We start from the raw sequence: 16,959 nt of genomic DNA, 5'->3' as shown, positions 1-16,959 counted from the left end.
TTTTTTTGGGGGGGGGGGGGGGGGGGCGGGGGGGGGGGGGGGGGGGGTGTTGGGGGGAAAACCAAAAACCCCCCCCCACGACCCCCTCGACCCACGGCCAGGCCGAAGGCGTCCCTTCGTCGCATCAGACGCAGCGAAGGGAGCCTTCATCCCACCTGTCAACCTCGCCCAAGATCAACTTAAGCTACGTGACATTGCGTTCTAACCGTCATTATCACTCACGACCCCGCCGTGGAACCGCGCAAATCGCCGGAATCGGGCCATTCCTTCTCGGGAGAGTCCCTTGTGGACAATCAGGAGTTCAAGGTCCCCTTCAGCCCACCGGGGTCGGAACCGGAGCGGGCTCCTCTTCGGGATCTTCGAGGACCTTCGGCACCCCGCGCAGCGTGAACAACGCGCTGACCGCCAGCAACGCCATCAGCCCCGCAGAGCACACCATCGTCACCTGCAACCCGTCGACGAACGCCGACTTCGCACTGGCCAGGACCAGCGCGCCCTGCTCGGGCGGCAACTGTGCCGCGACCTGGACGGCGCCGCCCAGGGTGTCCGAAATCGCCGCCGAAGTCTCCGGCGGTACGCCCGCCGGGATGACGAGTTCGCTCCGGTACAGCGCGCCGAGCGCACTGCCGAGGACGGCGATCCCCAGCGCACCACCGAGTTCGGTCGCCGTCTCGGAGATCGCCGACGCCGCGCCCGCCCTGGCCTTCGGCACGACGCCGAGCACCGTGTCCGTCGCGACGGAGAGGATCAGCGACAGCCCGACGCCGAAGATGATCATCGCGGCGAGCAGGTCGGTGTAGACGATCGTCACGCCGACCCCCGCGTACAGCGCGAACCCGGTCGCCGACAGGGCACAGCCGAGCCCGATGGTGACAGCGCGGCCGAAGGCCTTGATCGCCAGTGGCGTGAGCATGCCGCCGAGGATCGCGCCGCCCATCCCGGGCAGCCCGGCGAGCCCGGCCTTCAGCGGCGACCAGCCCGCCACCAGCTGCAGGTACTGCGCGAACATCAGCGAGACCGCGAGCTGCGCGAACATCGCCAGGATCGTGGTGCCGACGGTCGCCGAGAACGCCCGCTGAGCGAACAGCTTCAGGTCCATCAGCGGTTCGGCCAGCCGCGGCTGCCGCAGGATGAACGCCAGCAGGCAGCCGAGGCCGAGCACGGCGGCGACCGCGACGTCCCAGTGCCCCCAGCCCTTGTACGCGACTTCCTTGATCGTGTAGACGATCCCGACCATGCCGACGAGCGAAAGCAGCACGCTGGGCACGTCGATGCGATGGGACACCGGGTTCTTCGATTCGGGCAGGATCAGCGCGCCCGCGATCACCATGACCACCACCACCGGCACGTTGACCAGGAACACCGAACCCCACCAGAAGTGCTCGAGCAGGAAACCGCCGACGAGCGGCCCCATGCCGAAACCGAGGATCGTCAGCCCGCTCGAAACCCCGATCACGGCCGCGCGTTCCTTGCCGGTGAACACGTTCCGCACGATCGACAGCGTCGACGGCATCAGTGTCGCGGCGGCGATCCCGAGCAGCGCGCGGGCGGCGATCAGGAGCTCCGCCGTCGGCGCGTACGCCGTGATCACCGAAGCGACACCGAACAGCGACGCCCCGATCAGCAGCAGCTTCTTCCGCCCGACCCGGTCGCCGATGTTCCCCATCGTGATCAGCAGCCCGGCGAGCGCGAAACCGTACGCGTCGGCGATCCACAGCAGTTCCGTCGTCGACGGGTGCATCTGCTCCGAAAGCGACGGCAGCACCAGGTGCAGCACGGTCAGGTCGATCGCGATCAGCAGCTGCGCCAGCACGCAGACCGCGACGGTGCCGATCTTGCGGCCCTTGCCGATGGTCACCGCGAGACCCCGAACGTGAGTTCCGGCGTGTGCCGCGCGGTGCCGTTCTCGCCGTCACCCAGGTAGAACCGGGTGCTCAGGGTGCGGGCCGCCGGGTCGAGGACGCTGCGCCACAACGTCCGCCACGGCGCGCCGGGCTCGACCGTGAAGGACACCGCGTCGAGCGCGTCGCGCGGCCCGGCGTCCGCTTCCTTGGTGACGGTGCGAAGCCGCTCGTAGGTGCGCATGGTCTCCGGGGTGTCCTCGGGCAGCGCGCCGAGATCCGGATGACGGTGCAGCAGGTGGTTCGTGACGCACAGCGGCCCGTCGGCCACCTCGACGAAGTACTCGACGTCGTGCGCTCCGCGTTCGTAGACGAAGCCGCGGCCGGAGGCGTCGGCGACGATGTAGTGGCAGGGCGCGCCGTGCGCGTACTGCTTGGCGAGCATCAGCGCTTCCTTGGCCTCGTCGACGGTTTCGCAGGTGTCCAGCAGATACCGGCACACCTGCAGTACCGAGAGGCCTGCCTGCGGACCGTGCTCCAGCGGCATGGCCGTCTCGACCTCGGCCATCAGCAGCGCGACGACGAGCCCTGCCTCGTTGACGCCCTCCGTGCCACCGTCCATTGTGGACATCGTGAGGGACGTCGAGGCGATGCCGTCGTCGGGGATCGTCGTCAGGACGTAGGGCCGTGACGCCATCGGCACGGTCCCGTCGTCGACGGGCTCCTCCCCGGCCAGCACCGCGCCCAGCTGAGTCCAGCTCATGGTGAAGAAGTCGTAGTTGCGGCCGAGCTCGCTCCCCGTCCACAGCGCCGAACAGCCCGATCCGGCGGGCAGGGCACTCGCGTCGTCGAAGGAGACGGCCGCGTCGGCGGGGAATCCGTGGGCCTCGGCGAACCCGGCGGTGCGCGCCGCGTACTGCGGCCAGTTCCGCGCGAACCAGGTACGCCGCGCCTTGGCCACGGCCGGGTCGAGCGGCGACGGCGACCAGTCCGAGCGCGCCTTCACCTCGGCGCCGAGGGCATGGCCGATTTCGGCCTGGGAGCCGCGCAGGGTCAGATGCCGCACGGCGAGGAAGTCTTCTGGAGATCCGGCTACGTAGGTCATGTCCGGAGGGTGTCCGCCGCCGCTGACCGTCCACGCACCGAACGCTGGCAGCGTGTCATCCGAATGTCATGTGCCCCGAGCGAAAGTGGTCCCACCAGGCAACGACGAACGAGGGAAACCATGCTCAGCAACAAGGTGTACATCATCGGCGGGGCGGTCATCAGCGTCCTCTTCCTCGCGCTCGCGATGGTCGAGTTCTCCACCGGCTACCCCGACGACGGCCTCCAGGACCTGCTCTACGCCGCCGTGAGCGCCGGCGCCGGCGCGCTGCTGTACGTCCTCGACCGCCGCCAGCGTGAGCGCCGCGCCGCAGCCAACGACGCAGCGCAGCGTGACGCCCGATGAGGAACATCGACGGCGGCTTCCTCGCCACACCCGACCAGGCCTCGCTTCAGCGCCGCGAACAGGACGTGCGCAAGGGCAAGCTCGCACTGCTCCTGACCGTCGCGGGCGGCTTCGTCACGCTGGTCGCCGGCTACCAGGTCTTCGCGGACTTCTCCCCGGTTTCGCTGGTGGTGACAATGCTCGCGCTGGCCGCCGCGATCGGCGGCGGGCTGCTCACCAAACACCTGATGCGCGCCGTGCGGTTCCGGGTGCACAAACCGAACGCGGGCCTGGTCGGCGCCGCGAAACTGACCGGGATGGTCGTGGCCGTCCTCGCGTTCATCGGACTGGTCGGCGCGATCGAAGGCCCCGGGGTGCTGCGGATCATCGCGATCGCCGTCGGCTGCGCGGCCATCGGCTACGTGAAGTCGCTGCACGACCAGCAGTGGGTGCTCTTCGAACTGGACGCGGTGGGCGTCCGGATCGAGCGGACGGTCGTGCCGTGGCGGGACGTCACCCGGCTCACCATCGACCCGGTCGGCCCGGGGATGACCCGCCTCGGCGCGGTGCCGGTCAACGCGGCGCCGCTGTACGTCGCGGTCGAGGACACCGAGCTCGACCAGCGGCTCCTCGCCGAGGCCGTCGGCCGCTTCGCGCCGCAGGGCACGCAGCTGACTCGCGCCTAGGCCAGCTGAGTGGCGCCCCGCAGGCCGAGCCCGCGGCGGTAGGCCCGGTCGAAGTCGTCACCGAGCCGCTCCCGCACGGTCGTCCTGAGCAGGGCGGCGTCCAGATCGACGGCGAACGGGGTGCCCCGGATGGTCACCGCCGCGCCGATCAGGACCGCCGCCCGCTCGGCGTCGCCCCGCACCAGCGCGACCCCGGCGAGACCCTCGGCGGCGCAGGCCATGGTGGTGCTGTCGTGCCAGCGGTCCGCCGACACCAGCGCCAGCCGGTGCAGTTCCTCGGCCCCGTCGAGGTCACCCTCGGCGGCAAGGACCCAGCCGAGAGAGATCTTCGCCCCGGCGCGCACCCCTTCGGCCGCGAACGAACCACCGGAACACTCCGCGAGCGCGCGTTCGCTCAGCGCGCGAGCCGCCGCCAGATCGCCCTCGTGCCGGGCGAGGAACGACAGTCCGACGTACCCGGCCGCCCGGCTTTCGGGCATCCCGGCGCGGCGCGCGATCTCAATGGCGAGTTCGAAATCCGCCCGCGCGCCCGCCGCGTCGCCGTGGAGCAGCTTGCTGCCGCCGCGACGGCACAGCAGGTCCGCGTTGTCGTCGGACGCGCCGAGTTCCCGCATCAGCCGCAGGGCCTCGTTCATCGTTTCGAGGGCTTCGACCTGCCGGTTCGTCCAGATCAGGATCTGGGACAGATGGTCGAGGGCCATCGAAAGGCCCCAGCGTTCCCCGATCGAGCGGAACGCCTGCGCCCCTTCGAGCAGGAACTCTTCCGCCGTGTCGAGTTCGCCCTGCAACAGCGCGCGAAGGCCGTAACCGGTCGGCGCGAGGGCGAGACTCCAGGCCTCGCTGTTCGCCAGCAGCACCCGGCTGCGTTTGATCAGCGCGTCGTCGTCACCGGGCGGGCCGGACACGACGCCCATCAACAGCAGCAGTGCCGGGTTCCGGGGCGCCTTGGTGAGATTCAGCATGAGGCCGTCCACCAGCGGCAAATGCCGGTCGAGCGCCTCGTGGCCCCGCAGTCCCGCGGCGGCGGTGAGCACGCAGAGCTGGTACTCCTCTTCGAGACCGTCCGGCGCCCGTTCGCCGAGCCGTTTGATCACTTCCAAGCTCAGCGTCGAGCCTTCGAACCGGCGGCCGCGCATCCACCAGTACAGCACCAGCGAAGCCGATAGCCGGAGCGCGATCCGCACGTCGGACTCGGCGGCCCAGCGCAACGCGGCGAGGAGGTCGTCGTAGGCGGCGTCGAGCCGATCGAGCCAGACCAGTTGGTCGCCGGTGCGCAGCAACGGATCGGCTTCCTCTGCGAGGGCGAGGAAATACTCGGCGTGCGCGCGCCGCGAGCGCTCTGTTTCACCCGCTTCGGCGAGTTTCCCGGCGAAGAAGGCCCGGATGGTTTCGAGCATCCGATACCGGTCCCCGGTGCGCTCGACCAGCGATCTGTCCACAAGGGACGGAAGCAGCTCCGCGATATCCGGCACGGCGCAGACCGCTTCGGCGTCGGCCAGGGTCGTGCCGCCCGCGAACACGGTCAGCCGCCTGGCGAGCAGGCGTTCGTCCTCGTCGAGCAGATCCCAGCTCCACTCGACGACGGCGCGCAGGGTGCGATGACGGCTCTCGGCGACCCGGCTGCCCCGCGAAAGCAGTCCGAACCGGTCGTCGCCCTCGAGGTGCTCTTTCCCGCCGAGAGGCCATGGACCCAGCCGGGCGGCGATCTCCCCGACCGGCAGGGTCCGCACCCGCGCGGCTGCGAGCTCGATGGCCAGCGGCAGCCCGTCGAGCGCGGCGCAGATCCGCTGGACGTCGCCCGCGGTCTCGTCGTCGACCGCGAAGCCCGGATCACTCGCCTGGGCCCGGTCGGCGAACAGGCGGACCGCGGCGAACTCCAGCGAGCGGGCGGGCGGCGTGCCCGGCGGCGGCACGGCGAGCCGCGGCACGGGAGAGACGACCTCGCCGGTGATGCCCAGCGGTTCGCGGCTGGTGGCGAGGACCCGCAGCGCGGGGGCCGCGCCGAGCAGCCGGGCGGCCAGTTTCGCGGCGGCCTCGACCAGGTGCTCGCAGTTGTCGAGCACCAGCAGGACCGCCCGTTCGGCCAGCGCGTCGATCAGCCGCTCCAGCGGCGCGTTCTCCACCGGTGCGGTGACCGTTCCGAGCGGGACCGTCCGCAGCCCGAGCGCGGTCAGCACGGCGTGCGCGACAGTGAAGTCCCCGGTGTCTTCGGTGTACGGCGCCAGCTCGACGAAGACCGCCGGGAGGTCCATCGCGGCCGCGGTCTCGATGGCCAGCCGGGTCTTGCCCGCCCCGCCCGGTCCGGTCAGCGTCACCAGCCGCGAGCTCTCCAGCCTGCCGAGCACGTGCCGGAGATCGCCCTCACGGCCGATGAAGCTGGTGAGCTGCGCGGGGAGCGCCGCGGTCTCGATGGGCGCTGTCTTGACCGGCGGCGTCTCCCCGCGAAGCACGGCCAGATGCGCGGCGGCGAGTTGCGGCCCGGGGTCCATGCCGAGTTCGTCGGCGAGGACGCGGCGGGCGTCCTCGAACGCGGTGAGCGCGTCGGCCTGACGTCCCGCGGCGTGCAGCGCGCGGATCAGCAGCGCGCGGGTCCGTTCCCGTAGCGGCTGCTCGTCGATGACCTCGCGAAGCTCGGCAAGGACGTCTTCGTGTCTTCCCAGCTTGAGCTCGGCCTCGGCGCGGTCCTCGATCGCCGACGTCTTCAGCTCGTTCAGCCTGGTGACCTGCGGATCGCGGAACGGCGCGTCGGTGATGTCCGCGAAGGCCGGGCCACGCCAGAGCCCGAGAGCGTCGCGAAGCAGTTCCGCCGCCTTCGCGGCGTCCCCAGCCGCGAGAGAGCGCCGTCCCTCGGCGGCGAGCCGCTCGAACCGATGCACGTCGACGTCGCCGGGGTCCACGGCGAGCCGGTAACCCGCCGGGCTGAACTCGACGGGCGCGAGCTCCTTCAGCGCGCCACGCAGCCGCGAGACCTGCGATTGCAGCGCGTTCGCCACGCCTTCGGGTGGCTGCTCGCCGTAGAGGCCGTCGATGAGACGCTCCGCCGGGACGATCCGGCCGGCCTCCAGCGCGAGCAACGCGAACAGCGTGCGGGCCCTGGGGCCGCCGATCGGAACGGCGGTGCCGTCCCCGCGGCGCACCTCCGTCGCCCCCAGAACGCCGAATCGCATGGTTAGAGGTTAGGGATGGAAGCGCAGCTTCTCCATTGAGGGCGGTGGCGGGGGCATGGATGGACTAGGCCGTCGTTGACCTGGGCGGATCCAGCCCGCCCGAGATCGGCCGAATGGCGTCTATACACTTCGCCGGGTCCCCACGCAATGGGAGAGGTATGTCTGAGCAGGAACCCGTCGTTCTGGGTCAGCCGACCGTCGGCGACGAAGAACTCGCCGCCGTGGCGGAGGTCTTCCGGTCCGGCTGGCTGGCCGGAGCCGGCCCCGCGTGCCGTCGTTTCGAGGAACGCTTCGCGAAGACCGTCGGCACCGCGCACGCCCTGACCACCAGCAACTGTGGGTCGGCACTCTTCCTCGGGCTGCGTGTGCTCGGCGTGAAGCCGGGCGACGAGGTCATCGTCGGCGACTACACCTTCCCCGCCACCGGCCACGCCGTGCTCCAGGCCGGCGCGACGCCGGTGTTCGCGGACATCCGCCCCGACGTCTGGAGCGCCGACCCGGCGTCGATCGAAGCGCTGATCACCCCTCGCACGGTCGGCATCCTCGCCGTCGACGTCGCCGGTCAGCCCGGTGACTTCGACGAGTACCGCGCCATCGCCGACAAGCACGGCCTGTGGCTGTTCGAGGACGCCGCCTGCGCCGCGGGCGCGACCTACAAGACCCGGCCGGCGGGCAGCCTCGCCGACCTGGCCGCGTTCTCCTTCCACGGCCGCAAGGGCATCACCGCGGGCGAGGGCGGCGCGCTGGTCTCGGACCGCGAAGACCTCATCGCGCACGCGCGCAAGCTGCACACCTACGGCATCGAGCCCGCCATCACCCGCGAGGGTTCCGGCGCGCTGCCGATCCCGGAGTTCCACGAGCTGGGCTACAACTTCCGGCTCTCGGACGTGCAGGCCGCGATCATGAACGTGCAGCTGGACCGGCTCCCGGACCTGCTCTCGGCCCGCCGTTCGGTGGCCAAGCGCTACCACGAGGCGTTCGAGAACCTGCCCGGTCTCGACGTCCCGGTGGAACTGCCGGACCGCGAGCACCCGTGGCAGGCCTACATCCTCACCGTGGCCCCGGAGATCGACCGCGACGCGCTCGCGTTGCGGATCCGCGAGCAGGGCGTGCAGTGCAACTTCGGCACGTACGCCTCGCACCTCCAGCCCATCTACGGCAAGAAGCAGACCTTGCCGGTATCGGCGGACCTCTTCGCCCGTCATCTCGCCATCCCGATGCACGCCAACCTCACCGATGCCCAGGTCGACCGGGTCATCGGGACCGTCAGCGCCGCACTGCCGAGCTAGGAGAGAAATGCCCGACAAGAAGGTCCTCTTCACCGGGGGCGGCGGTTTCATCGCCGCGCACGTCATCCCGATGCTTATCGAGGGCGGGTACACCGTCCGCGTCTTCGACAACATGACCCGCGGCGACCGCGCCCGGATCAACGAGTTCGTCGCCACCGGCAAGGTCGAACTGGTCGAGAAGGACGTCCGCTACGGCGGTGCCGTGCGCGAGGCCATGCGCGGCTGCACGCACGTCATCCACTTCGCCACCGTGTCGATCAACAAGTCGGTCGCGGACCCGCACGAGTCCATCGACATCAACATGGTCGGTAACCACAACGTCTTCGCCGCCGCGGCGGACGAGGGTGTCGAGCGGCTCGTGTTCGCCTCGACCGCGTCCGTCTACGGCGACCCGAAGCGGCTGCCGATGCACGAGGACGACGAGCTCAAGCCGCTCACGCCGTACTGCATCTCGAAGCGCGCGGGCGAGGACATGCTCGGCTTCTACGAGCGCACCAAGGGCCTGTCCTGGAACGCGCTGCGGTTCTTCAACGTGTACGGCCCCGGCCAGAAGATCGAGGCCTACTACACGTCGGTGATCAACCACTTCATCCAGCGCCTGCGCGCCGGTCAGCCGCCGATCATCGACGGCCGCGGCGACCAGTCGATGGACTTCGTGCACGTCACGGACCTGGCCCGGGCCGTCGTCGCGGCGCTCGAGTCGGAGAAGGCGAACCTGCCGATCAACATCGGCACCGGGATCGACACCTCCATCGCGACGCTGGCGAAGATCCTCATCGACGCCGTCGGCGTCAACGTCGAGCCGCTGTTCAACGAGCGCGACGTGCTGGTCTCGCGCCGCGCCGCGGACATCACCCGTGCCCGCGAGGTCCTCGGCTGGGAGCCGAAGATCTCCGTGGAAGAGGGCATGTACGAACTGGTGAAGGCCTCCGAGTGAGTTCCGTCGACGCACTCTTTTCCGCGGAGACGGCATGGTGATGGCGCCGGGGGAGAGCCGTCCTCTTCGTATCGCCGTGGTGAACAACTTCTTCCCGCCGAGGGTGGGCGGAAGCGCGCACATGGCGGCGTCCCTGGCCGAGCAGTACGCGGCGCGCGGGCACGAGGTGCTCGCGATCACCGCCGCCTACGCCGACGCCCCGGCCGACGAGACGAAGGACGGCTACCGCGTCGTCCGCCTGCCCGCGGTGAAGATGCCGCAGCTGGGCCTGTCGATCGACTTCGACATGAGCTTCGCCTCGCTGCGGCCGGGGAACTGGCGGCGGCTGTGGAAGCTGCTGGACGAGTTCAAACCGGACGCCGTCCACCTGCACGGGCAGTTCTTCGACCTCTCGTGGCTGGCCGGCCTGTACGCGCGGCGGCACGAGCTGCCGATGCTGCTGACCATCCACACCCTGCTGATCAGCGACAACAAGCTGTACGGCGGTGTGTTCCGGTTCCTGGACAGCGTGCTGGTGAACCCGATCCTGCGCTACCTCAAGCCGCGCTACGTCATCCTCGACAAGCTCGGGGTCGACTACTGCGTCGAGCGCTACGGCACGAGCGACGCGAACTCGGACTACTTCCCGATCGCCGTCGACACAGGGAACTTCGAGAAGCCTTTGACGCTCGATGTCCGGGCGGAGCACGGGCTCGGCGACGGTCCGGTGATCGTCTCGCTCGGGCACGTGATCCCGCTGCGCAACCGGCTCCCCCTCGTCGAGGCGCTGCCGTCCATTTTGGACAAGCACCCTGGCGTGAAGGTGGTCGTCGTCGGCCGCGTCTACCACGACGTCTTCCTGAAGCGGGCGGAAGAACTGGGCGTCGCGGACGCCATCATCGTCACCGGCGCCGTGCCGAAGGCCGACGTCCCCGCGTACTTCGCCGCCGCCGACATCGTGACGCACGACCTCAACGGCGGCTGCGGTACCGCGTCGCTGGAGGCGATGCTCTCGGGCACCGCGACCATCGCGTCGGTCACCGAGGACAACTACCCGGGTATCGAATTGCGCAACGGCGAGAACATCCTGCTGGTGCGGCCGGACGACAGCGAGGCGGTGGCGAACACCGTCATCGACCTGCTCGACGACCCGGAGAAGCGGGCTTTGGTGGCACAGCGGGAAAGCGCGATGGTGCGGGCCAACTTCGGCCTCGACGTCGTCGCCGAAGAACACCTGCGTACCTTCGAGAAACTGGTGACCGAGGCCGATGTTCTTCGATGACGAGCGCAGCAACCGCCTGCGCCCGCAAATCCTGACCGAACTCGTCTCGCAGTACATGAACGACGCCGAACGCGCCCGGTTCTACGGACTGCCGGAGTCGACGAGGGTCCGTGAACGGGTCAAGATCATCAGCCCGGAGAACCTGAAGATCGGCGAACACTGCTGGATCGGCGAAGGCGCCGCGCTCGACGCGAGCGGCGGGCTGGAGATCGGCGAGCACACCAGCATCGGGCTCAACACGCTGATCTTCACGCATTCCAGCTGGCTCGCGAACATGACGCTGCAGAACCACTCCGGCAGCGACCTCATCGAGCGCAAACCCGTGAAGATCGGCAAAGGCTGCTTCATCGGCGGCCTCGTGGTGATCATGGCCGGGGTCACGATCGGCGATTTCGCCACCGTGCAGCCCAATTCCGTGGTCGCCAAGGACGTCCCGCCGCGCAGCCTGGTGGCGGGCAACCCCGCGCGCGTGTTCCAGAAGTACGACGACGAGTACATCCAGTCCGAAGTGGAGCGTGTACGCGCCGAGAATGCGCGGCGGCGCGCGCTGGCGGAGGAACGTGGGGACGCCGCTGGTTCTTGGGGCGCGCCGGCGGGCGACTTCACGGAGTAGCTCGGCCCTGATCACAGCCTGTCGGCGAACAGTTTCGCCAGCGTGGCGTAGACGTCGGACCTGGTCTTGTACAGGTACAGCGTCGCCACCCTTGTTTCGCCGTGGCCGCGTTTCCCGACGCTCACCAGGATGTCGAGGTCCGGGCCGTCGGTGGGGATCTCGCACCACAGGGCCTGCTCGCCGATCCCGGGTAGCTGGGTGGCCGGTTTTTCGCATTCCTTCGCGAGCTTGTCGATCGTCGCGCGGGGCGGCTGGTTTCCGGGGATGGCCGCGACGAAGAGCTCCGCCGATTTCCCGTACTTTCCTTTCGGGTCTTCGTAGGCGCACCGGTAGGCCTTGCCTGCGCCGACCCGTTCGGACTCGCCTTCGTTGGCGACCAGATCGTCTGATCTCCCGATCACTTGAAGGAATTCGGTCACGCCCAGTACGGGGCAGGCCGCGGTGATCTTGGTGAGAGGCGCCGGTGGCGTCGTGGCCGGGCTGGGTGTCGCGCGACTGGCCGGTTTGCTCGACGACGGTGTCGACGACATCGGCGCGGGCTCGGTCGCGGTGCCGCTCGAGCAAGCCGTGACGGCGAGCAGCAGGCATACGGTGGTGAGGATTCCCCTCGATCTGTGCACGGCGGGAACGTAGCCAATGTGGGGCGGTCGTGACCAGGCGTTTCTTTCCGTCCGGTCAGAGAATGCACCGACAGTCAAGAACCTCCAGGGTTCTTCGTTTCTCGAAAGGAAGACGACCTGCGGAAACGCAGGGAGCACGATGGTGCACCCCGATGCGGGCCTTGCTTCCCCGCAACTCCTCACTGTAATGATTCACTACTTTCCGTGCTGATACGTTCTTGGGGAAACCGTGGGAAGATGGTCTGGTGATCACCGGCGAAGGAGGAGTTCGATGAGTGTCGTGGAGTGGCCTCATCGATTCCTGACGCTTGACGACTGGGCCGCGTTGCCGGAAGACCCGGAACACCGCGCGGAAGTCGTCGAAGGAGTGCTGGTCGTGTCACCCCGTCCGTTGTTTTTCCATCAGCGTGCGGTCAATCGCCTGACATATTGGCTCGACGAACAGACGTCGCCGGAGTATAGCGCGATGGGTGAGGCCGAAATGGTCGTCGCCACCGCGCCGCTGACGGTCCGAGTTCCCGATGTGCTGGTCACCTCCGCCCTCGTGGCCGACGAAAACCCGGCGAGAGTCTCCGCCGAGGAAGACGTGCGGCTGGTCATCGAGGTCCTGTCCGAGGGCACCGTCCGCACCGACCGGGTCACGAAGTTCTCCGAATACGCGGAAGTCGGCATCGAGCACTACTGGATCGTCGACCTCGACGATCCGGCGAGCATGACCACCTACCGCCTGATCGACGGCGAGTACGAGAACTTCGGCGAGCACACCGGCAAGGTGAGCCTCGACTTCGACGGCACTCCGCTCACTCTCGACCTCGACGCACTGACCACCCGCCACGCGCAGCGCCCGTGATCGCCCTCGTGAGTGGCTAGGACGGTTAGAACCGTCCTAGCCACTCACGAGACGCTGGCCGAACGCGAGGTGACGCGTCCTCGGGCCTTGCTCAACGGAGGATCGGGGACACTCAACGTCCCCGATCCTCCGTTGATCAAGGTCATGCCGAGCGGGGGCCGCCAGAACCGTCCTAGCCACTCACGACCGGGAACCACCACCCCGCTCGACCCGACTACTAGGCTCGGCGGGGGAGTTCCCCGGTGAGAAGGGTGTCAGATGAGGCTCAAGCGGTTCGGTGCGTCGTTGCTGGTCACCGGGTTGGCCCTGCTGGGCACCGCGTCCCCGGCGCTCGCCCATTCGGAGCTGAAGAGCAGTGACCCGGCGAGGGGTGCTTCGCTGGCGACGCCCCCGACGCAGGTCAAGCTGACCTTCTCGGGCCCGGTCACCCTCGCCGACGACAACCCGATCCAGATCACCGGCCCGGAGAACGCGTCGTGGACGGTCGGCCGCGCGGAGGTCGCCGGAGCGGTCGTCACGGCGCCGGTCCAGGCCGTCGGCCCCGCGGGCGAGTACACGCTCCGCTACAAGGTCACCTTCGAGGACACGCACGCCGCGAGTGGCTCGGTGAAGTTCAACCTCAGCGCGCCGGTACCAAGCCCGACGAGCCAGGCCCCGACGAGCAGCCAGGCCCCGGCCGGCAGCGCGTCCCCGGCGCCTCCGGCCGGCGAGACCACCCCCGAAGATCTGGTACCGGCCTGGGTGTGGATCGTCCTCGCGGTGGCCGTGGTCGTGGCGGGGATCGTCGTCGCGCTCCGGTTCACTCGTCGGAAGGACTAAGCGGTCAAAGCAACCTTTCACGTGGTCAACCGTCGAACGGAGATGAGGACCAGGGTGGCTCGCGGCGATGACGAGTTCGTCGAGTTCGTGCGGAACTCGGCGACGCGTCTTCAGCACGCCGCCTACCTGCTCACCAGCGATCGTCATCAGGCCGAGGACGCCACCCAGACGGCGCTCGCGAAAACGTATGCGGCCTGGTCGCGCGTACGCCGTAAGGACGCCTACGCGTACGCGCGACAGGTCCTCGTCAACCATGTGATCGACGGCTGGCGGCGTCCGATCCGCGAGAACGCCACGGAGGACATCCCCGAGCAGCCGAGCGGCCTGGACGTCGCCGGTGCCGTCGTCCAGCGGAAATGGCTGCTTGACGCGTTGCGTACGCTCACAGACCGGGAGAGAGCCGTCGTGGTGCTCAGGCACTTCTTCGATTTGAAGGAATCCGACGTGGCCGGCGAACTGGGTGTCTCGATCGGCACCGTGAAGAGCACCAATTCCCGCGCCCTGACCAAGCTGCGGATCACCGCGGAGGACGGAACGGAACTGATCGGGGGGCTGGGACGATGACCGACCTCGAGATGCTGCGTTCGGCCTTGCGGGAGCCGCCCGTCGAAGGGTTCGCCGAACCTGACCTCGGCGCGATCATGACCAAGGGCAGGCGTATCCGCCGTCGCCGCCGTCTCGCGACCGGCGCGGGCGGGGGCGCCGCCACCGTGGTGACGGTGCTGGTCATCGTCGGCGCGGTCGCGCTCAAAGGCTCTTCGTCCGAACAGCAGCCGCTTCCGCCCGCCGCGAGCGCGTCGGCCGCGCCCGTCCCGACCCCGGCACCGGCGAGCCCGTCGATCACGGCGGCCCCGTCGCCCTCCCCGCTCGGTGACGTGATCCCGCTCGGGTTCAAGGGTGAAGGTGGCCGCGAGCTGGTGATCTACGCGTCCGAGATCGACGAGCCGTCGATGCCGGACGTCCGGTTCGGTCTTCAGGTCGCGTACCGGGACGGCGCGGGCGACTACGACGCGCTCCTGGCCGCCAACGAATTCAAGGGATCCGATCGGTCGTTCGGCTTCCACGCCGTGGACGGCGGCGACCTGATCCGGGGCACGTTCGTGCCCGTGTTCGGCTACTTCTCGGGTCCGGCGGTGCGGATCACCAGCACCGTCCGGGGGAAACCGGTCGAGGCCAAGGCCATCCCCTGGAGCGAGGACCCGTCGGTCGTCATCTTCTGGTTCGACCCAGGCCAGGTGGAGTCGCCGTACGTGCTGACCCCCCTCGTCGCGTACGACGCGAGGGGCCAGCGCCTCACCAAATAACGCATTTAGTCCTCTGGATGCGGTAGTTGCGTGGGCAACTACCGCATCCAGAGGACTAAATGCGAGAGATCAGGCCGCGGCCTGCGTCAGCACCTGGTCGACGACGGCGTGCGACGGCAGGATCAGGTCCCGCTCGGTGTCGGCGTCGATCTTGCCTTCGAGCAGGTCGACGAACCGGTCCAGCTGGGTCGCGAGCGGCTCGCGCGCGGTCACCAGTTCCGGGATCTCGATGACGGTCTGCTGGCGGTAGCCGAGGCCGTCCTCGGTGACCGAGTCGTGCGAGACGTGGCGGTAGATGGTGACGTCGCGGCGGAGCAGGTCGATCTCGATCATACGGTCCAGTTCGGACACCCAGAGCGAGCGGACCTTGCGCTGGCCGAGGCGGGACGCGGAGACCGTGGCGAGCCCGGATTCGAACGACAGCACCGTCTCGATGGTGTCTTCGGCGCCTTCGACCGAGCTCGGGTGGAAGTAGCCCGCGCCGGAGGCGACCCGCTGCGGGGTCGCGCCGCCGAAGAACTGGATCGCCAGGTCGACGTCGTGCACCAGCAGGTCCCACGCGACACCGGTCTTGATCCGCGGCGCGTACGGGCCGTGGCGGCGGGCCATCAGGTGGATCGGCTCGTTGACCAGCGCCCGCGCGGTCATCACGGCCGGGTTGTAGCGCTCCAGGAGCCCGCACATCAGCGGGACGTCCTTCTTCGCCGACAGCCCGACGATCTCCTGGGAGAATTCGAAGCTGTTGCACACCGGCTTCTCGACCAGCATCGGCTTGCCCTGGCCAAGGATCTCCTGCGCCAGCTCGTAATGCGCCTCGGTGGCCGAAGCGAGCACGACGGCGTCCACATCGGACAGTGAGCCGATTTCGGGCGTCCACTGGGTTTCGTAGCGTTCGGCGACCTTGCGGCCCGCCTCTTCGCGCGGGTCGATCACGCGGACGAGGTCCACGCGCTCGTTCGCGGCGAGGACACGGGCGTGCAGCGAACCCATGTTCCCCGTGCCGATGAGGGCGATCTTGTGGGTGGTCATGCGCCGAGTACCTCGCGAACCGTTTCGATGATGGTGTCCAGGTCGGACTCGGAAAGGTGCGGGTGCACCGGCAGGGAAAGCGCCTGCGCGGCGACGGAAGCGGCCACCGGGAAGTCCTCGACCTTCGCGTCGGGGATCAGCGGGTTGTTCCGGTAGCAGTCGTAGTCGAAGACGATCTTCGGGTAGTAGATCCCGTTGCCGATGCCCCGCTCGGTCAGCGCGGCGGCGAACTCGTCACGCGAGAGCATCGCGTGCGGGCCGATCAGCACGGTGTACTGGTGCCACACGTGTTCACGGCCGGGCAGGACCTGCGGGAGGTCGAGGCCCGGGGTGCCGGCGAGGCCCTCGGTGAGGCGCTTCGCGTTGGCCTGGCGGGCGGCGGTGAGCTGGTCCAGCTTCTCCAGCTGCGGGATGCCGACGGCGGCATGCAGGTCGGTCATCCGGTAGTTGTGCCCGGCGACCTCGTACTGGTACCGCGCACGCATGCCCTGGTTACGCAGCACCCGCAGCGCGTCGGCCAGCTTGTCGTCGTCCGTGGTGATCACACCGCCCTCGGCGGTGGTGACGTTCTTGGTGGCGTACAAGGAGAAGCAGCCGATCCCGAACGAGCCAGACGGCTTGCCCTGGAACGACGCGCCGACGGCCTGCGCCGAGTCCTCGATGACCTTGAGACCGTGCTCGGCGGCCAGCGGCGCGAGCTTGCCCATGTCCGCCGTCTGCCCGTAGAGGTGCACGGGCATGAGGACCTTGGTGCGGTCGGTGATCGCGGCGGCGACGGCGTCCGGGTCGATCGCGAAGTCGTCGCGCCGGATGTCGGCGAAGCGGACGGTCGCGCCGGCTTCCAGGATCGCGTTCAGCGTCGCCACGAAGGTGAACGGCGAGGTGACGACCTCGTCGCCCGGCTGAAGGTCGAGCGCCTGGATGGCGGCGACCAGCGCGGTGGTGCCGTTGTTGACGGCGATCGCGTGCTTCGTGCCGGAAACGCTCGCGAACGCGTCCTCGAAGCGCTTGACCATCGGTCCCTGTGCGATGGCGCCGGATCGCAGCACCTCGACGACGAGGTCCTCCGCGTCACGGACGTCGACCACGGTAATGGGGATCATCTGCAAGTCTC

17 protein-coding genes are annotated in these 16,959 nt (G+C 69.0%); 11 read left to right on the top strand and 6 right to left on the bottom strand.

Annotation, left to right across the window (positions count from 1 at the left end):
• Positions 1 to 313: 313 nt before the first annotated feature.
• Positions 314 to 1,858, bottom strand: a complete 1,545-nt coding sequence (locus AC069I_RS05165; protein WP_478223764.1) for an MFS transporter — start codon at positions 1,856 to 1,858, stop codon at positions 314 to 316.
• Positions 1,855 to 2,946 (bottom strand): C45 family autoproteolytic acyltransferase/hydolase, encoded by a 1,092-nt coding sequence (locus tag AC069I_RS05160; RefSeq protein ID WP_478264883.1) that lies wholly within the window; start codon positions 2,944 to 2,946, stop codon positions 1,855 to 1,857. Before AC069I_RS05160 ends, AC069I_RS05165 begins: the two co-directional genes overlap by 4 nt.
• 120 nt (positions 2,947 to 3,066) lie before the next feature.
• Here AC069I_RS05160 and AC069I_RS05155 point away from each other — a divergent pair, with 120 nt between their 5' ends.
• Together AC069I_RS05155 and AC069I_RS05150 are read left to right on the top strand one after the other, a co-directional pair.
• Positions 3,067 to 3,291, top strand: a complete 225-nt coding sequence (locus AC069I_RS05155) for a hypothetical protein (protein ID WP_478223762.1) — start codon at positions 3,067 to 3,069, stop codon at positions 3,289 to 3,291.
• Positions 3,288 to 3,956: a hypothetical protein gene (locus AC069I_RS05150; RefSeq protein ID WP_478223761.1), complete on the top strand. Its 669-nt coding sequence runs from the start codon at positions 3,288 to 3,290 to the stop codon at positions 3,954 to 3,956. Before AC069I_RS05155 ends, AC069I_RS05150 begins: the two co-directional genes overlap by 4 nt.
• On the opposite strand, the gene AC069I_RS05145 is transcribed toward AC069I_RS05150, so the two are convergent.
• Positions 3,953 to 7,123 (bottom strand): AfsR/SARP family transcriptional regulator, encoded by a 3,171-nt coding sequence (locus tag AC069I_RS05145; protein ID WP_478264882.1) that lies wholly within the window; start codon positions 7,121 to 7,123, stop codon positions 3,953 to 3,955. The genes AC069I_RS05150 and AC069I_RS05145 overlap by 4 nt on opposite strands.
• A gap of 158 nt (positions 7,124 to 7,281) precedes the next feature.
• On the opposite strand from AC069I_RS05145, the gene AC069I_RS05140 reads away from it, so the two are divergent.
• Genes AC069I_RS05140 through AC069I_RS05125 form a run of 4 tightly spaced genes read left to right on the top strand, consistent with a single transcriptional unit; the run spans position 7,282 to position 11,223 of the window.
• A complete protein-coding gene (locus AC069I_RS05140) occupies positions 7,282 to 8,412 on the top strand; it encodes a DegT/DnrJ/EryC1/StrS family aminotransferase (protein WP_257483685.1) in 1,131 nt (376 codons plus the stop codon).
• 7 nt (positions 8,413 to 8,419) lie between these two features.
• Positions 8,420 to 9,349 (top strand): NAD-dependent epimerase/dehydratase family protein, encoded by a 930-nt coding sequence (locus AC069I_RS05135; RefSeq protein ID WP_192747468.1) that lies wholly within the window; start codon positions 8,420 to 8,422, stop codon positions 9,347 to 9,349.
• 34 nt (positions 9,350 to 9,383) lie between these two features.
• The gene (locus AC069I_RS05130; RefSeq protein ID WP_478223758.1) at positions 9,384 to 10,610 is read left to right on the top strand and encodes a glycosyltransferase family 4 protein; all 1,227 of its coding nucleotides are present in this window, start codon (positions 9,384 to 9,386) and stop codon (positions 10,608 to 10,610) included.
• Positions 10,597 to 11,223, top strand: coding sequence for an acyltransferase (locus AC069I_RS05125; RefSeq protein WP_038507474.1), 627 nt, complete (start codon positions 10,597 to 10,599; stop codon positions 11,221 to 11,223). Before AC069I_RS05130 ends, AC069I_RS05125 begins: the two co-directional genes overlap by 14 nt.
• An 11-nt stretch (positions 11,224 to 11,234) precedes the next feature.
• Here the strand turns inward: AC069I_RS05125 and AC069I_RS05120 are convergent, their stop codons facing one another.
• Positions 11,235 to 11,642 carry a hypothetical protein gene (locus tag AC069I_RS05120; protein WP_478223756.1) on the bottom strand — a complete coding sequence of 136 codons (408 nt, stop codon included), beginning with the start codon at positions 11,640 to 11,642 and terminating at the stop codon, positions 11,235 to 11,237.
• Between the two features lie 22 nt (positions 11,643 to 11,664).
• Between AC069I_RS05120 and AC069I_RS05115 the strand changes: the two genes are divergently transcribed.
• From AC069I_RS05115 to AC069I_RS05095, 5 genes are all read left to right on the top strand, one after another.
• On the top strand, positions 11,665 to 11,856 hold the full coding sequence (locus AC069I_RS05115; protein ID WP_478264881.1) for a hypothetical protein: 192 nt from the start codon (positions 11,665 to 11,667) through the stop codon (positions 11,854 to 11,856).
• 258 nt (positions 11,857 to 12,114) lie between these two features.
• Positions 12,115 to 12,693 carry a Uma2 family endonuclease gene (locus tag AC069I_RS05110; protein ID WP_478223754.1) on the top strand — a complete coding sequence of 193 codons (579 nt, stop codon included), beginning with the start codon at positions 12,115 to 12,117 and terminating at the stop codon, positions 12,691 to 12,693.
• A gap of 258 nt (positions 12,694 to 12,951) precedes the next feature.
• On the top strand, positions 12,952 to 13,512 hold the full coding sequence (locus AC069I_RS05105; RefSeq protein WP_478223753.1) for a copper resistance CopC family protein: 561 nt from the start codon (positions 12,952 to 12,954) through the stop codon (positions 13,510 to 13,512).
• 54 nt (positions 13,513 to 13,566) lie between these two features.
• Positions 13,567 to 14,076 carry a SigE family RNA polymerase sigma factor gene (locus AC069I_RS05100; protein ID WP_125679130.1) on the top strand — a complete coding sequence of 170 codons (510 nt, stop codon included), beginning with the start codon at positions 13,567 to 13,569 and terminating at the stop codon, positions 14,074 to 14,076.
• Entirely contained in the window at positions 14,073 to 14,816 is a 744-nt protein-coding gene (locus AC069I_RS05095; protein WP_478264880.1) for a hypothetical protein, read from the top strand. The genes AC069I_RS05100 and AC069I_RS05095 overlap by 4 nt, the downstream gene beginning before the upstream one ends.
• Before the next feature lie 69 nt (positions 14,817 to 14,885).
• Here AC069I_RS05095 and AC069I_RS05090 read toward each other — a convergent pair whose 3' ends face one another.
• On the bottom strand, positions 14,886 to 15,845 hold the full coding sequence (locus tag AC069I_RS05090; protein WP_340685904.1) for a Gfo/Idh/MocA family protein: 960 nt from the start codon (positions 15,843 to 15,845) through the stop codon (positions 14,886 to 14,888).
• Positions 15,842 to 16,948 (bottom strand): DegT/DnrJ/EryC1/StrS family aminotransferase, encoded by a 1,107-nt coding sequence (locus AC069I_RS05085; RefSeq protein WP_478264879.1) that lies wholly within the window; start codon positions 16,946 to 16,948, stop codon positions 15,842 to 15,844. Before AC069I_RS05085 ends, AC069I_RS05090 begins: the two co-directional genes overlap by 4 nt.
• Positions 16,949 to 16,959 lie beyond the last annotated feature (11 nt).

The organism is Amycolatopsis sp. NPDC043885, assembly GCF_056435685.1.
Note: the sequence above shows the minus strand (reverse complement) of the source record. Positions and strands in the feature narration are given on the sequence as shown.

Bases quoted from the DNA above. Each gene is read 5' to 3' on its own strand.
- AC069I_RS05160 (WP_478264883.1), bottom strand. From the start codon at position 2,946: ATGACCTACGTAGCCGGATCTCCAGAAGACTTCCTCGCCGTGCGGCAT.
- AC069I_RS05155 (WP_478223762.1), top strand. From the start codon at position 3,067: ATGCTCAGCAACAAGGTGTACATCATCGGCGGGGCGGTCATCAGCGTC.
- AC069I_RS05150 (WP_478223761.1), top strand. From the start codon at position 3,288: ATGAGGAACATCGACGGCGGCTTCCTCGCCACACCCGACCAGGCCTCG.
- AC069I_RS05145 (WP_478264882.1), bottom strand. From the start codon at position 7,123: ATGCGATTCGGCGTTCTGGGGGCGACGGAGGTGCGCCGCGGGGACGGC.
- AC069I_RS05140 (WP_257483685.1), top strand. From the start codon at position 7,282: ATGTCTGAGCAGGAACCCGTCGTTCTGGGTCAGCCGACCGTCGGCGAC.
- AC069I_RS05135 (WP_192747468.1), top strand. From the start codon at position 8,420: ATGCCCGACAAGAAGGTCCTCTTCACCGGGGGCGGCGGTTTCATCGCC.
- AC069I_RS05130 (WP_478223758.1), top strand. From the start codon at position 9,384: ATGGTGATGGCGCCGGGGGAGAGCCGTCCTCTTCGTATCGCCGTGGTG.
- AC069I_RS05125 (WP_038507474.1), top strand. From the start codon at position 10,597: ATGTTCTTCGATGACGAGCGCAGCAACCGCCTGCGCCCGCAAATCCTG.
- AC069I_RS05110 (WP_478223754.1), top strand. From the start codon at position 12,115: ATGAGTGTCGTGGAGTGGCCTCATCGATTCCTGACGCTTGACGACTGG.
- AC069I_RS05105 (WP_478223753.1), top strand. From the start codon at position 12,952: ATGAGGCTCAAGCGGTTCGGTGCGTCGTTGCTGGTCACCGGGTTGGCC.
- AC069I_RS05095 (WP_478264880.1), top strand. From the start codon at position 14,073: ATGACCGACCTCGAGATGCTGCGTTCGGCCTTGCGGGAGCCGCCCGTC.
- AC069I_RS05090 (WP_340685904.1), bottom strand. From the start codon at position 15,845: ATGACCACCCACAAGATCGCCCTCATCGGCACGGGGAACATGGGTTCG.
- AC069I_RS05085 (WP_478264879.1), bottom strand. From the start codon at position 16,948: ATGATCCCCATTACCGTGGTCGACGTCCGTGACGCGGAGGACCTCGTC.